The following is a 13,564-nucleotide window of genomic DNA, read 5'->3' on the forward strand; positions in this document are numbered from 1 at the left end:
ACCCCCACCGGTACGGCCGACGGGATGGACGAGGCGGTCCCGGCCCTCGTTCAGCGCAGATACGAGAGCTCCGGGTGGACCTTGATGTAGCCGTCGACCAGCCGACGGGCGACGGTGACCGAGTCGACCAGCGGGTGCAGTGCGAAGGCCCGGACGGCGTCGGCGCGTGAGCCGCTCGCTGCCGCGTCGAGCACCGCGCGTTCCACTGCCTTCACTGCCGTGACCAGCCCGACGGCGTGGTACGGAAGCGGATCGACGGCGACGGGGCGGGCACCGTTGGCGTCGACGAGACACGGCGCCTCGATGACGGCGTCCGCGTCGAGCACCGAAAGGGTGGTGCGGTTGCGGACGTTGAGGATGAGGGAGGTCTGTTCGTTCCGGGCGACGGCGCGCATGAGAGCGAGGGCGACCTGCTCGTAGCCGCCGGAGTCCAGATCGCTCTCGTCGCGCTCACCGGCCCCCGCGACCTCACGGTTCTCCGACATGTACGTCGCCTCGCGCTCGGCGCGGGTGCGGTCCCAGGTGGCCAGCGCGGGCGTGGCCGGGTCCTTCATCCGGCCGTAGAAGCCCTCCTGCTGTTCGCGGAGGAAAGCGCCCCGGGTCTGCTCCGCCTCCTGGTAGGCGTGGACCGCCTCACGGTTGAAGTAGTAGTAGTGGAGGTATTCGTTGGGGATCGCACCCAGGGAGCGCAGCCAGCCGGCGCCGAAGAGCCGGCCTTCCTCGAACGAGCCGAGCAGTTCCGGGTCGGCCAGCAGCCGCGGGAGTTCGTCGCGGCCCTCGACGTACAGCCCGCGCACCCAGCCGAGGTGGTTGAGCCCTACGTAGTCGATCCGGGCCCGGTCGGGGTCGGCGCCGAGCACGCGGGCGATGCGGCGGCCGAGGCCGACCGGTGAGTCGCAGATCCCGATGACGCGGTCGCCGAGGTGCTGGGACATGGCCTCGGTGACCAGGCCCGCGGGGTTGGTGAAGTTGATGACCCAGGCGTGCGGGGCGAGCCGGGCGATGCGCCGGGCCAGATCGACGGCGACCGGCACGGTGCGCAGCCCGTAGGCGATGCCGCCCGCGCCGACCGTTTCCTGGCCGAGAACGCCCTCGTCGAGGGCCACCCGTTCGTCCGCGGCCCGGCCCGCGAGGCCGCCCACCCGGATCGCCGAGAAGACGAAGTCGGCGCCGCGCAGCGCGTCGTCCAGTTCGCTGGTCGCGACGACGGTGGGCGCGTCCGGGATTCCCTCGGCCTGCTCGGTGAGGACCCGGGCCACGGCGGTGAGCCGGTCGACGTCCGTGTCGTAGAGGGTGACGGCCGAGACGCGGCCCTCGGCGTGATCGGCGAGCAGCGCCCCGTACACCAGTGGTACCCGGAATCCGCCGCCGCCCAGAATTGTCAGCTTCACGCTTCCGCATGGTACGTGGGATGACCGCGCGGGGCCCCGAGCGACCGGCGGGTGCGCCCGCGCCACGGCGGCGGCCCGGCCGCGGGGACCCTCATCAGGTCCGCCGACGCCGGGCCGCCGCTTTCAGGAGCTGCCGGTCAGTAGCCGTTCCACCAGCGGGTCACGACGCGCCACAGCCTGGCCGGCGCCGCGGGCCTGCGCTGCTGCGGGATCATCCCGGCGGCGGAGCCCTTGCCCGCCCCGTTGTCTACGGATCCGTCGACGGATCCGGAAACGGAGGCGGTCGCCCCCTTCGGACCCGCGCCGGCCGCTGCGTGGGCCGGTTCCGACGGGGCGGACACGCGTTCGGGGGTCGGCGCCGTGTGCCGTACCGCGGACTGCACCTCCCAGTCCTGGCGCGACGGATTCGGCTTGCCCATGGACGGCGGTTCCCGGTCGTCCTGCGGGGGGCGCGGCGCGAACTCGGCGGGGAGTTCCACCAGGTGGCGGCCCATGAAGTTGCCGACCCAGCGCAGTTCGCTCTCGTCGACGGAGAGTTCGAGGTCGGGCAGGCGCATCAGCAGGGCGTCGACGCCCACGTCCGCGATGGCGCGTCCGATGTCCTGGCCCGGGCACTCGTGGGGCCCGCCACTGAACGCGAGGTGGGCGCGGTTGCCCTCCATGCCGGCGTTCAGGTCGGGCCTTACCACCGGGTCGGTGTTGGCCGGGGCGATGCCGACGATCAGCGCGTCCCCCGCCTTGATGCGCTGCCCGCCCAGCTCCGTGTCGCCCACCGCCCAGCGGCCGAGGACCGCGGTCAACGGCGGTTCGTCCCACAGGGTCTGCTCGACCGCCTCGGGCACGGTCATGTGGCCGCCGCTGAGCCGGGCCCGGAAGCGCGGATCGGTGAGCACCATGCGGAGCACGTTGGCGATCAGGTTGGTGGTCGCTTCGTAGGCGGAGATCAGGATGACCCGCAGATGCTCGGCCAGCTCCTTGTCGTTCATCTCGGCCGGGTGCTCGACGAGCCAGGTGGCGAAGTCGTCCGCGGGTTCGCGGCGGCGCCGCTCGACGAGACGGTTCAGCGTGTCCAGCACATAGGCGTTGCTCTCGACGGCGGTCGCGGTGCCCCGGGTCATGTCACGGGCGGCCTGCACCATCCGGTCGTTGTACTCCTCGGGCATGCCGATGATCGCGCACAGCACCATCATGGGCAGCCGCTCGGCGAACTGACTCACCAGGTCGGTGCGGCCCTCCCGGCAGAAGTCGTTGACGAGCCGGCTGCTGTAACGGTTGACGTGCCGCCGCACGCCGCGGGTGTCGATCCGGCTCATGGCGTCGGTGACGGCGCCGCGCTGACGCTCATGGGTGGCACCGTCGGCGAAGACGCAGACCGGCTGCCAGGTGAAGATCGGTGCCAGTGGGTGGTCCGGTGCGACGGTGCCGTCCTGCAAAGCCCGCCAGCGGCGCGAGTCCCGGGAGAACTGCGAGGGCGTACGGGTCATGTGCAGGTTCTCGCTGTGCCCGAGGACCAGCCAGGCGGGTACGTCGCCGTGCAGCAGGACGGGCGCCACCGAGCCGTGTTCGGCGCGCAGTTTCTCGTACAGGCCGTGCGGGTCCTGTTCGGCCTCGGGGCCGTAGAGGCGTCGCAGGCCGCCGGGGCCGATACCGAGGCCGTGGGCCGGGCACTCGGGGGGCGGAACCGGCCCCGTGGCCTCGCCGGGCTCGTAGTGGAATGGGGTTGTCACGATCGCTCCAGGGATCAGGCTGCCAAGGGCCGGACGAATGGGATACGCGGTGGGGGCGCGCGGATCGGTTGCGGGGTGGGCGTGCGGGCAACGCGTTCGGTCGACGTCAGCCCAGCGGGACGGCCAGGCTGTGCAGATAGCGCATCAGCGTCATCAGCACATCGCGGCTGGAGGCGCGCAGCCGGGCGTCGCAGTCGATCATCGGGACCTCGTCCGGCAGGTCCAGAGCGCTGCGCAGCGCCTCGACGGGGTGGTTCGGCGCGTCGGGGAAGGTGTTGACGGCGACGACGAACGGCACACCGCGCTCCTCCAGCCGCCCGATGACGTCGAAGCTGACTTCGAGCCGGCGGGTGTCGATGAGCACGACGGCGCCGAGTGCGCCCTCGAACAGTCCGTTCCACAGGAACCAGAAGCGCTCCTGGCCCGGGGTGCCGAACAGATAGAGGATCAGTTCCTGGCTGATGCTGATCCGGCCGAAGTCCATGGCGACGGTGGTGGCGGTCTTGCTCTCCACCCCGAAGTTGTCGTCCACGCCGACGCCGGCCTGGGTCATGGTCTCTTCGGTGGTCAGCGGCCGGATCTCGCTGACCGAGCCGACCATGGTCGTCTTGCCGACCCCGAACCCGCCGACGATCACGACCTTCACCGCGGCGGTGGCCGTGGTGGGGAGGACGTCCTCGCTCCGGGGGCCCGTGATCGTGTCAGAGTTTCTGAAGTCCATGCATCACCGCTTCGAGGAGGGACCTGTCCGGGAGGGTCGCGCGGACGATGGGCGCGCGCGACTCGATCAGTTCCGTGGCGAGGAGTTCGGTGAGGAGCGAGGTCACCACGCTGAAGGGCAGGCTGAGGTAGGCGGAGATCTCGGCGACGGATAACGGTGCCTGGCAGAGCCGAAGGATCACGGCCTGCTCGGGCTGGACCGTCGGTTTCGGCTGCGACTTCGAGACCACCATCGTGACCAGGTCGAGCGCTGCCCGCTCGCTGCCGTCGGGATCGCCGGTGATGACGTACAGCCGTTCCGGATCGCTCAGTGCCGGATCGGCCTTGCGGCGTTCTCGTCGGGAAGAACTCATCCGGCCTGCCCGTCGTGTCGGGGCGGGCTCGTGAGATGGGCGCCGATGCGTACGACCATGTCGCGCATCCGTGCTCCGACGAGTCCCGCGTCGACCGTCTCACCGGCGAGCACCGCGAGATAGGCGCCGGCCCCCGCGGCCATCAGATAGAAGAAGCCGCCGGTCACCTCGATGACGACGAGCCGCATTCTGCCGTCGCTGTACGGGATCTCCGAGGCGACCGCGGCGGCCAGGCTCTGCAGCCCGGCGCAGGCCGCCGCGAGCCGGTCGGCGACGTCGGGGTCGCCGCCGTGCCGGGCGATGCGCAGGCCGTCCGCGGAGAGCACGACGATCTGATGGATGTCGGGGACGTCGTCGGCGAGCTCTTTGAGCATCCAGTCCATGTTGCCCCGCTGCTGGATCACTTCAGGTCTCCCTTGTCCCACGCGTCGTCAGAGTTGTCGTCCGCCCCGGGCTCCTGCGGCACACCGTTGGCGGCCTTGGTGAACGCCTCCAGCCAGATCCCGGGAGGCGGCTCCTTGCCGTTGGCCTGACCGTTGCCGTTGCCGTTGCCGTTTCCGTTTCCGTAGCCGTTGCTCCGGGCTGCGCCGGGGTCGGTGGACTGGGCGGGAAGGTTGTGCGAACCCAGCGGTGCGCGGCCCCGGCTGCGGCGCTGCGGCAGTCCGCCCGAGGTCCACTCGGTCACCACGGGGGGGTCGTCCTCCACGGCGGCGGCCGGTGCGGCCGGGCGGGTGTCGGGTGCGACCGGTCCGGTGGCCTGGCGGGAGGCGACGGGTTGCGGCTTGCGGTGGGAGCTGCGGGTCGGGACGACGTGCTTCATGTCCGCGAGGTCGATGTCGCTGGTGGGCCGCGACGTGGCGCCGATACCGTGGGCGATACCGGGAGCCGGCCCGGTGGTGATCATGGCGCGGGGCACGATGAGCACGGCGCGGACACCGCCGTACGCGGACTGCCGCAGCGACACCTGGAGGTCGTACATCCGCGACAGTCGGCCGACGACCGCCATGCCGAGGCGGGGGGACTCGCCGAGGTCGTTCATGCTGGAGCCGGCCTGGGCCCTGGCGAGCATGTTCTCGGCCCTGGCGCGTGCCTCCTCGCTGAGGCTGACCCCGCCGTCCTCGATCTCGATGGCGATGCCGGTCTGGACCTCGACGGCGGTGACGTGCACGCGGGTCTGCGGCGGCGAGTACCGGGTGGCGTTGTCGAGGAGTTCGGCGCAGGCGTGGATGAGCGGTTCGACCGCGGTGCCGATGATGGCGACCTTGGCGATCGAGTGCAGATCGACGCGTGGGTACTCCAGGATGCGCGACATCGCGCCGCGCAACACGCTGAACAGCGGTACGGGCTTGGGCCACTGACGGCTGGGGCGGGCCCCGCCGAGTACGGCGATGGAGTCGGCGAGCCGGCCGATCAGCGCGGTGCCGTGGTCGATGCGCAGGAGGTCGTCGAAGACGTCGGGGTTGCGCCCGTGGTGCTCCTCCATCTCCCGCAGCTCGCTGGCCTGTCGGTGGACGATCGCCTGGACGCGGCGGGCGACGTTGACGAAGGCGCGCTGCGCGGAGTCACGCGTCGCCTCCTCGTTGTCGATGATGTCCAGCACGGTGTAGACGAGGGCGCGCTGGGCGTCGGGGAGATGGCGGTAGACCTCGTCACCGTCCACGACGTCCCGCAGCACCTCGTCGGGCGAATTGCCCACGCGCAGCCGGTGGATCGCAGCAGGAAGGAGCTCCTTGCTGATCCGCACAGTCTCTTCGTCGTGATTGGCGATGCGCCGCTCCAGCGTGGTGACGCGCTGCTCGTAGTGGGCGCGCTGCCGCCGGATCGTGCGTGAGCGGCGGGAGAGTTCGGCGGTGAGCACGGCGACCACGACAGTGGCGAAGACGCCGCACCAGACGACTGGCATCCGCGCGGCCTCGGCAACCAGCGCTACGCCGGCGGCGGTTGCGCCGGCCATCACGACGACGGGCAGCAACACGGCCCGGACGACTGGTGTTTCTCGGTCGATCGGTGGTGATTCGACACGAACCATCTAAAACCTCTGGCGGTTGATTCGGGAGGTAATCAGGAGGTACCGCGCTTGCAGGGCAGTAGGGAACAAGCGCTCGAATTCATATCAACTCGACTTCACTGCGCGTGAGCTTAGTCAGATCGAAACAGTGGTTCGGCACATTCACCCAACCCCCTGCGCGAGCGCTCCCGCGGTAATACACTCACGAGTTTTTGCACGCACCGCCAACAGGCGTGCGCGGGGAGTGACGAGAGGGGGCGATCCGGGGGAATCGCTCACCGTTGTCCTTCACAGCGGGACGCAGATGCCCGTAGCGTCCACTGCAGCCACTCTGGACACAGTCAAGAAGTACGGTGAAACGGTGAATTGCCGAACAATCCGGCTTCAGAACGAACCCTGATGTCCCTCAGAGAGGGACAAGGGCACATGTGATCGAAGCGGATCGAAAGGAGCAGATTCATGACCACCGCAAGAGTGCCGGGCAATCCGGGGCACGAAGGGGAACAGACGTCTCATGGGACCGACGCGGGGCTACACCATCGAATCGCTCGACAGCGGCCTCCGGCTGATGCAGCTGTTCCTCACCCATGACTCGCTGACCGTCTCCGAGGCGGCCGAGCTGCTCTCGATCGGCCGCTCCACCGCCCACCGGGTCCTCAGCACCCTGGAGGGACGCGGATTCGCGATCCGGGAGGACTCGGGGCGGGGTTACTCGGCCGGTCCCGAGCTGGTGCGGCTGGGCCGCCCGGCCGGATTCGGAGCCCCCGTCCGGGAGCGGGTCGGTGCGGTACTGGACGACGCCGTGCTGCGCACGGGCGAGACGGTGCTGAGCGCCGCCCTGATCGGTGATCAGGTCATCGTCACCGACGGCCGGGAGTCCTCCCATCCGGTACGGGTGATGCTGGAGCGGAACCGCACCCGTCCCGCGCACGCCACGGCGGGCGGCAGGCTGCTGCTCTCCCGGATGACCACCGAACAGGTCTGCGCCCTGTATCCCCAGGAACGCCTGAACGCGGTCACCCCCCACACGGTCGCCTCCCGGCCGGAGCTCCTCGCCGAGCTGGCCCGGACCCGCGACCGCGGATACGCGCTCAGCCGGGGCGAGTCGGTGCAGGGCATGCACACGGTCGCCGTGCCGCTGGCCGGCTCCACCTGGCGCGACCGGCTGGCACTGGCGGCATGCGCACCGGCCGGCCGCGGCGACGACGCCGCGCTGGAACGCCGCGCCGGCGAGCTGCTCCGGTCCGCCGCACTGCTCGGCACGACCGGGTAGCCCGGCGGGTCAGCGGCGGAAAACCGGGTACCCCGGCGGGTCAGCGGCGAAACGGGGTACCCGGCGCGTCATCGACGCGACCGCCCGTCAGGTCAGCGGCGGGCGCCGCCGATGCGGCCTTCCAGCTGGACCAGCAGTTCGCCGAGCTGTGCGCCGAGCCGGTCGCGCGACTCCGCGTCGAGGCCGGAGAGCAACGCGCGCTCGTACGCGAGCTGCTTGGGCAGCAGCCCGTCGACCAGTTCGCGCCCCTCGTCGGTGAGGCGGACGAGCGCGACCCGGCGGTCCCGGGCATCGCTGCGGCGGTCGATCAGGCCGCTCTCCTGGAGGACCCGGAGGCGTTTGGTGACGGCGGCGCCGGAGGAGAACGTCTCCCTGGCAAGTTCGCCCGGCGTGAGTTCCCGGCCGGTCCGTCGCACGGCGCCCAGCAGGTCGAACTCGGCGCGGGTCAGTCCGGCGGCCCGCAGCGGCGCGTCCTCGGCCTGCTGGAGCAGGGCGGAGCAGCGGTTGATACGGCCGATGAGTTCCATCGGCCCGGTGTCGAGTTCCGGGTTCACGGCCTGCCACTGCCGTACCACCGAGGCCACGATGTCGTCGGTCACACCGCTCCGTTCTCCTGGGCCGGGGAGATGATCCCCTGCCGTGTCGCTGTCGCCGCGAGCGTACGGTGTCCGGCCTGCTCGGCCGCGAGCACCGCCTCCTGGGGCAGGTCGCGCTGCCACCACTCACCGGCGGCGGTGTCGTCCGCCTCGCGCAGTTCGACCAGGGATCCGGTGAGCCTGCGGCGGGCGGCGTCCAGCGCGGCGGGCGCGGGTGCGGGCGCCGCGAGCGTCCGTACGGCGTGGGCGCGGGCCTGCTCGGCGGCGGCGAGGGCCTGCTCGACGCGGCCGGTGGCACGGCGGTTGGTGACGAGCACCGCGGCGAGGAACCCGACGGCGGCGCCGATGACGGTGTCCAGGACCCGGTCGCCGATGAGTTCACCGGCCGGGTGGCTGCCGGCGTACTCCAGGACGAGCAGCGCCATCGGGGTGACGGCCACGGAGCCGAGCCAGTAGTTGCGGGTGATCAGGGCCTCGGCGGCGAAACCGAAGAAGAGGCAGAAGCCGATCAGGGCCAGCGGGTCCATCCGGGCGACCGGGAGCACTGCGGCGAAGACCAGGACGCCGAGGAGGTTTCCGAGGGTGCGCTGCAGCGTGCGGTTCCAGGAGAGCGTGACGTTGGCCTGGTAGAGCGAGGCGGCGGTCACGATCGCCCAGTAGGGGCGCCCGACACCGACGGCTGAACAGATGTATCCGGCCAGGGCGCAGCCGATCAGCGTGCGGGCCGCGACCGGCAGCAGCGGGGAGCCGGGGGCGAGGCGGTGCAGCAGGGCGCGCAGGGGTCCGCCGCGGGCGGCGCGTTCGGCGTCGACGCCGAAGAGTTCGGCGGCGGTTCCGGGGGCGGGTGCCGGGGTGGGGACGGGCCCGCGGGACCGGGTCTGCCGGGCCCACTCGCGGAGCCGGTCGGCGTCCCCGGCCGGGTCCTGCCCACGCGCGGAGAGTGCGGTTTCGGCGTGGACGACGAGGCGTTCCAGTGCGCTGCGTACGGGGGTGGGGCGTCCGGCTGCGAGGAGGGTCTGCCAGGCCGCGTGTACGGCGGCGACCGCGGCGTGGCGGGTGCGGTGGCCGGGCTCGGCAACGTAGGCGGCTGCGGCGTTCAGTGCGCGGGCCGTGGCGCGGCGCTCGGGTCCTTCCCGGCGGACCAGCGCGGGAGCGAGGGCGACGAGCCAGGACACCGCGCCGGCGCCGAGGGTCAGGGCGAGGTGGCCCGGCACCTGGCCGGTCTCCTGCGGGGTGAACAGGGCGGCGGAACTGACGAAGGTGAAGATCACCGGTCCGGGAGGCCCGATGCGGGTGGCGTCGCAGAGCAGCTTCTGGCCGGCGGCCAGGAGGGCGCCGACGGCGATCAGGACCGCGGTCGAACCGGTCAGCGAGGCCGTGACCAGGGAGACCGCCAGGCCGGCGAGCATGCCGAGGACGACTCCGACGAGGGTCCTGGCACGGCGGGCGTACGGCAGGTTGTGGCCGTACAGCGCACAGAGCGAGCCGGCCATCGTGTACATCACGAGGTCGAGGCGGTCCAGGGAGTAGAGCACCAGGTTGGGGATCGCCGTGGCCACCACCACGCTGGTCGCCGGCTTGAACCACATGTCCGAGGGCCGGGCCAGGCGCAGGGGCGCCGCCAGTGGGATTCTGCGGACGGAGGGCTGCCGGGTCCGGATGCTTGTATTACTCACTCAAATACTTTAGCAGGTATTACACACGTAAAAGACTTCCTCCGTAACCCCTAGGCCTCCTCGGCCCCCGGCCCCGCTCCCCCGATGGCCTGTCCCGGCGCCCGGTCATAGCGTTCAGCTGTGCGCCAGAAAGCCACGCGCACATCCACCCACGCACGGAGGAGTCCGAATGAAGCTCACCGCACCGGTGCCCGGCGGTCCCTGCTGGATCGAGCTGAGCACCTCCGACGTTCCGGCGGCCAAGTCGTTCTACAGCGCCCTCTTCGGCTGGCGGTGCGAGACCGATTCGCGCGAGGAGGCGGGTGGCTACACCATGGCGCACCTGGGGGACGACCGGGTCGCGGCGCTCAGCCCTGTCTACCAGCCCGGGCAGCCGCCGGCCTGGACGGTCTCGTTCGCCGTCGAGGACGCGGACGCGGTGACCGAGAAGGCGCAGACGGCGGGCGGCTCGCTGCTGGTCGGCCCGATGGACGTGTTCGAAGAGGGCAGGTTCGCCGTCCTCGCGGACCCGTCCGGTGCGGTGTTCTCGCTGTGGCAGGGCCGCGCCTTCGCCGGCGCCGACCTGTTCAACGAACCGGGCGCGCTGGGCTGGACCGAGCTCGCCACCCGCGAGAGCGCGCCGGCGCTCGCCTTCTACACCGGCGTCCTCGGCTGGACGGTCACGGCCTCGGAGACGTACCCGCAGTGGGGTGTCGACGGGGAGGACTTCGGCGGCCTGCTGACGATGGACGAGAACATCCCGCCCGAGGTGCCGCCGCACTGGCTGCCGTACATCGCCGTCGCGGACGTCGACGCGACCGCGGCGACCGCGCAGAGCGGGGGCGGCGACCTCGTCATGCCCCCGATGGACATCGCGCACAGCCGCAGGATCGCCGTGGTGCGCGACCCGCAGGGCGCCGTGTTCGGCATCTACCGGGCGGGCGACGAGGGCTGATCACCCGTTGGATACCCTGCCCGTACGACAAGGGGAGGCAGCGGTGGGCACCATCGGCACAGAGAATCCGGACCAGGGATGGGCGAACACCCGCGCCTGGGTGGACACCGGACTGCCCGACGGGGCGCGCGTCGTCGCCGCCGAGCGGCTGCGCGGCGGCTGGACCTCGCAGATGCGGCGACTGAGTATCGCCGGCGGCGAGGCTCCCGGACGGCTGGTGCTGCGCTCCTTCGTCAAGCCGTTCTTCGTGCGGCACGCGGAGGGCCTGCTCACACGCGAGGCCGACATCCTGACGCTGCTGGGCGGTACGGAGATACCGGCGGCGACCCTGCACGGGGTGGACGCGACGGCGACGCACTGCGATCACCCCTCGCTGCTGATGTCCCTGCTGCCCGGAGACGTGCGCCTGTCCGACGAGGAAGCCGGGCCCCGGGCGGAGCTGCTGGCCGGCCAGCTGGTCCGGATCCACCGGGTCCAGGTCACCGCGCAGACGCGCCCCCGCACCTATGAGGCCTGGACCGCACCCGACCGGGTGCGTGTGCCGGAGGGCACCGCACGGCCGGAGCTGTGGCGACGGGCCGTCGAATTCATCCGCCGCGACGCACCGGAACACCGTCCCCGCTTCCTCCACCGCGACTTCCATCCCGGCAACGTCCTGTTCGACGGGGAGGGCGACTCACTGCGCATCACCGGCGTCGTCGACTGGGTGGAGACGTCGTGGGGTCCTGCGGACCTGGACGTGGCCCACTGCTCGACGGCACTGGCCCTGCTGCACGGCGCCGGCTCCGGTATGGCGTTCGCCGACGCCTATCTCGCCGCCGGCGGGCTGCTGGCGGAGGAGCCCGGCGACCATCTCTACTGGCGCCTGCTGGACGCGCTCGCCTTCGCCCCCGACGCCGAGAAGGTGGCCGGCCCCTGGCGCGAACTGGGCCGGGACGACCTGACGCCCGAGCTGCTGACCCGGCGGCTGGAGGAGTACGTGCGGGAGCTGTTCCTCCGCTACGGCTGAGAGCCGCCCGCCCCGGAACGTTCCGCCCCGCCGCCAGGCGGAACGCCGTCCGTCAGCCGCTCTGTTCGTCCGTCACCTGGACGTGATCCCCGATGCCGACCACGAGGACGCGCGTACCCGGTTCGATCGGGCGCCAGCGGTGGACGAGGCCGCCCGCGCAGTAGAGCGTGTCGCCCCGCTCCAGGCGGTAGAAGTTGCCGTCCGCCTCGACCTCCGCCGAGCCGTCGGCGACGTACAGGATCTCGTCGTTACGGTGCCGGAACTCGCGGCCCCAGTCATGGTCCCCGGTGAACTCCAGCGCGTGCAGGCGCTGGTGGCCGCGGACCAGAGGCCGCATCCGGCCGTCACCCTCACCCTGCGCGCCCGTCTCCCGTACGGAGGCGGAGGTGCCGCGCACCACGTCGACGGGGCGAGGCGCCTCGGCCGTGGACAGCAGCTGGACCGCGGTCGTGTCGAGCGCGTCGGCGATGCGCTGGAGCGATCCCATGCTCGGCCGGGAGCGGCCGTTCTCGATCTGGCTGAGGAAGGGGGTGGACAGTCCGGCCCGCCGCGCGACCTCGGCGAGCGTCAGTTCCAGGGCGCGGCGCCGTCGGCGAATTCCCGGGCCGACCAGTGGGGTGTCCGCCTCGCTCATCTCATTCACTCCGTGTCCCTGCGTGCCGCACACCACAGGCGGCGGGGCAGTGAGCAGCCTACCGGGCCGGTTAACCTCTTAAGTCCCACCTAATAAAGTTAACCGGGAGGACCGATCCATGCCCCTCGTGGACCAGAACCAGCGACGTCGACGCGGCACCGGGCTCATAGCCCTGGACGAGGACGCCAGCTACGGCGGTTACACCCTCTTCGCCCCGCTGACCGGTGGCGGCGAGGTGTATCTCATCGACATGCGCGGTGAGGTCGTCCACCAGTGGAACCTCCCGTTCCGACCCGGCCGGCACGCCCGGATCCTGCCCAACGGCAACCTCGCGTACAGCGGCGTCCTCCCGGACGAGCCCGCGCTCTTCCCCATGTGGCACAAGTACCGCGGCGGGATCATGCAGGAGATCACCCCCGACGGCACGGTGGTGCGCGAGCACCGCGACCGCTACCAGCACCACGACGCGTACCACTACGGCGACGGCCGGCTGCTGTACGCCGCCCTGGAACCGCTGACCGGCGAGGCCGCGGCCGCCGTCAGGGGCGGGGTGCCCGGTTCGGAGCCCGACGGCACGGTCTGGGCCGACACCATCGTCGAGGTGGACGCCGACGGCAACACCGTGTGGGAGTGGAAGGTCTCCGAGCACCTCGACCGCGAGGCCTTCCCGCTGCACCCCGACTACTCGCGCGAGCACTACCCGCTGATCAACAGCGTGCTGCCGACCAGCGACGGCAACATCCTGGCGAGCTTCCGCTCCGTCTCCGCCGTGGTCGTCATCAGCCGGGAGACCGGCGAGATCATCTGGCGCAGCGAGCCCGGCGTCGTATCGCAGCAGCACTGCCCGACCGAGCTGGAGAACGGCAACTTCCTCGTCTTCGACAACGGCGTCTTCCGGCCGCACTGGGACGTCCCGTTCAGCCGGGTCATCGAGATCGAGCGGGCGGGTGGCACCATTGTCTGGGAGTACCACGACCCGGCCCGCGAGTCGTTCTTCGCCCCGTTCATGGGCAGCGCCCAGCGCCTGCCGAACGGGAACACGCTCGTGACGGACTCCCCCGCGGGACGCCTCTTCGAGGTGACCGAGGACGGCTATCTGTGCTGGGAGTACATCGTGCCGTTCTTCGGCGGCTACCAGGAAGAAGAAGTGCGCAAGCTGTTCCCGTCCGAGCCCAACGCCGTGTTCCGCTCCTACCGCTACTCGGCCGGGGAGCTCCCCTGGCTCGACGTCCCGAAGGGCTGA

At 71.3% G+C, this 13,564-nt stretch carries 13 protein-coding genes; 4 read left to right on the forward strand and 9 right to left on the reverse strand.

Annotated elements, in window-relative coordinates:
• Positions 1 to 50: 50 nt before the first annotated feature.
• From OG912_RS01280 to OG912_RS01305, 6 genes are all read right to left on the reverse strand, one after another.
• On the reverse strand, positions 51 to 1,391 hold the full coding sequence (locus tag OG912_RS01280) for a 6-phospho-beta-glucosidase (protein ID WP_327707748.1): 1,341 nt from the start codon (positions 1,389 to 1,391) through the stop codon (positions 51 to 53).
• Positions 1,392 to 1,528: 137 nt separating this feature from the next.
• Complete coding sequence (locus tag OG912_RS01285) at positions 1,529 to 3,118, reverse strand: cytochrome P450 (protein WP_327707749.1); 1,590 nt, start codon at positions 3,116 to 3,118, stop codon at positions 1,529 to 1,531.
• A gap of 106 nt (positions 3,119 to 3,224) precedes the next feature.
• Positions 3,225 to 3,839, reverse strand: coding sequence for a GTP-binding protein (locus tag OG912_RS01290; RefSeq protein ID WP_327707750.1), 615 nt, complete (start codon positions 3,837 to 3,839; stop codon positions 3,225 to 3,227).
• A complete protein-coding gene (locus tag OG912_RS01295) occupies positions 3,820 to 4,191 on the reverse strand; it encodes a DUF742 domain-containing protein (protein ID WP_326740158.1) in 372 nt (123 codons plus the stop codon). Before OG912_RS01295 ends, OG912_RS01290 begins: the two co-directional genes overlap by 20 nt.
• Positions 4,188 to 4,595 carry a roadblock/LC7 domain-containing protein gene (locus OG912_RS01300; protein ID WP_148016885.1) on the reverse strand — a complete coding sequence of 136 codons (408 nt, stop codon included), beginning with the start codon at positions 4,593 to 4,595 and terminating at the stop codon, positions 4,188 to 4,190. Before OG912_RS01300 ends, OG912_RS01295 begins: the two co-directional genes overlap by 4 nt.
• On the reverse strand, positions 4,592 to 6,220 hold the full coding sequence (locus OG912_RS01305) for a sensor histidine kinase (RefSeq protein ID WP_327707751.1): 1,629 nt from the start codon (positions 6,218 to 6,220) through the stop codon (positions 4,592 to 4,594). The genes OG912_RS01300 and OG912_RS01305 overlap by 4 nt, the downstream gene beginning before the upstream one ends.
• Positions 6,221 to 6,713: 493 nt before the next feature.
• Between OG912_RS01305 and OG912_RS01310 the strand changes: the two genes are divergently transcribed.
• Positions 6,714 to 7,472: an IclR family transcriptional regulator gene (locus tag OG912_RS01310; protein ID WP_327707752.1), complete on the forward strand. Its 759-nt coding sequence runs from the start codon at positions 6,714 to 6,716 to the stop codon at positions 7,470 to 7,472.
• A gap of 92 nt (positions 7,473 to 7,564) precedes the next feature.
• Here the strand turns inward: OG912_RS01310 and OG912_RS01315 are convergent, their stop codons facing one another.
• Positions 7,565 to 8,071 carry a MarR family winged helix-turn-helix transcriptional regulator gene (locus OG912_RS01315; RefSeq protein ID WP_326740155.1) on the reverse strand — a complete coding sequence of 169 codons (507 nt, stop codon included), beginning with the start codon at positions 8,069 to 8,071 and terminating at the stop codon, positions 7,565 to 7,567.
• Positions 8,068 to 9,744: an FUSC family protein gene (locus tag OG912_RS01320; RefSeq protein WP_327707753.1), complete on the reverse strand. Its 1,677-nt coding sequence runs from the start codon at positions 9,742 to 9,744 to the stop codon at positions 8,068 to 8,070. The genes OG912_RS01315 and OG912_RS01320 overlap by 4 nt, the downstream gene beginning before the upstream one ends.
• Before the next feature lie 169 nt (positions 9,745 to 9,913).
• On the opposite strand from OG912_RS01320, the gene OG912_RS01325 reads away from it, so the two are divergent.
• Both OG912_RS01325 and OG912_RS01330 read left to right on the forward strand, forming a co-directional pair.
• On the forward strand, positions 9,914 to 10,678 hold the full coding sequence (locus tag OG912_RS01325; protein ID WP_327707754.1) for a VOC family protein: 765 nt from the start codon (positions 9,914 to 9,916) through the stop codon (positions 10,676 to 10,678).
• A gap of 43 nt (positions 10,679 to 10,721) precedes the next feature.
• Positions 10,722 to 11,687 carry a phosphotransferase family protein gene (locus tag OG912_RS01330; protein ID WP_443060935.1) on the forward strand — a complete coding sequence of 322 codons (966 nt, stop codon included), beginning with the start codon at positions 10,722 to 10,724 and terminating at the stop codon, positions 11,685 to 11,687.
• A 52-nt stretch (positions 11,688 to 11,739) separates the two neighbouring features.
• Here OG912_RS01330 and OG912_RS01335 read toward each other — a convergent pair whose 3' ends face one another.
• A complete protein-coding gene (locus OG912_RS01335; protein ID WP_327707755.1) occupies positions 11,740 to 12,321 on the reverse strand; it encodes a helix-turn-helix domain-containing protein in 582 nt (193 codons plus the stop codon).
• A 118-nt stretch (positions 12,322 to 12,439) separates the two neighbouring features.
• On the opposite strand from OG912_RS01335, the gene OG912_RS01340 reads away from it, so the two are divergent.
• A complete protein-coding gene (locus OG912_RS01340; protein ID WP_327707756.1) occupies positions 12,440 to 13,564 on the forward strand; it encodes an aryl-sulfate sulfotransferase in 1,125 nt (374 codons plus the stop codon).

Origin of the sequence: Streptomyces sp. NBC_00464 (assembly GCF_036013915.1) — a bacterium.
Taxonomy (GTDB): Bacteria; Actinomycetota; Actinomycetes; order Streptomycetales; family Streptomycetaceae; genus Streptomyces.

Bases quoted from the DNA above. Each gene is read 5' to 3' on its own strand.
- OG912_RS01290 (WP_327707750.1), bottom strand. From the start codon at position 3,839: ATGGACTTCAGAAACTCTGACACGATCACGGGCCCCCGGAGCGAGGAC.
- OG912_RS01335 (WP_327707755.1), bottom strand. From the start codon at position 12,321: ATGAGCGAGGCGGACACCCCACTGGTCGGCCCGGGAATTCGCCGACGG.
- OG912_RS01340 (WP_327707756.1), top strand. From the start codon at position 12,440: ATGCCCCTCGTGGACCAGAACCAGCGACGTCGACGCGGCACCGGGCTC.
- OG912_RS01325 (WP_327707754.1), top strand. From the start codon at position 9,914: ATGAAGCTCACCGCACCGGTGCCCGGCGGTCCCTGCTGGATCGAGCTG.
- OG912_RS01305 (WP_327707751.1), bottom strand. From the start codon at position 6,220: ATGGTTCGTGTCGAATCACCACCGATCGACCGAGAAACACCAGTCGTC.
- OG912_RS01295 (WP_326740158.1), bottom strand. From the start codon at position 4,191: ATGAGTTCTTCCCGACGAGAACGCCGCAAGGCCGATCCGGCACTGAGC.
- OG912_RS01310 (WP_327707752.1), top strand. From the start codon at position 6,714: ATGGGACCGACGCGGGGCTACACCATCGAATCGCTCGACAGCGGCCTC.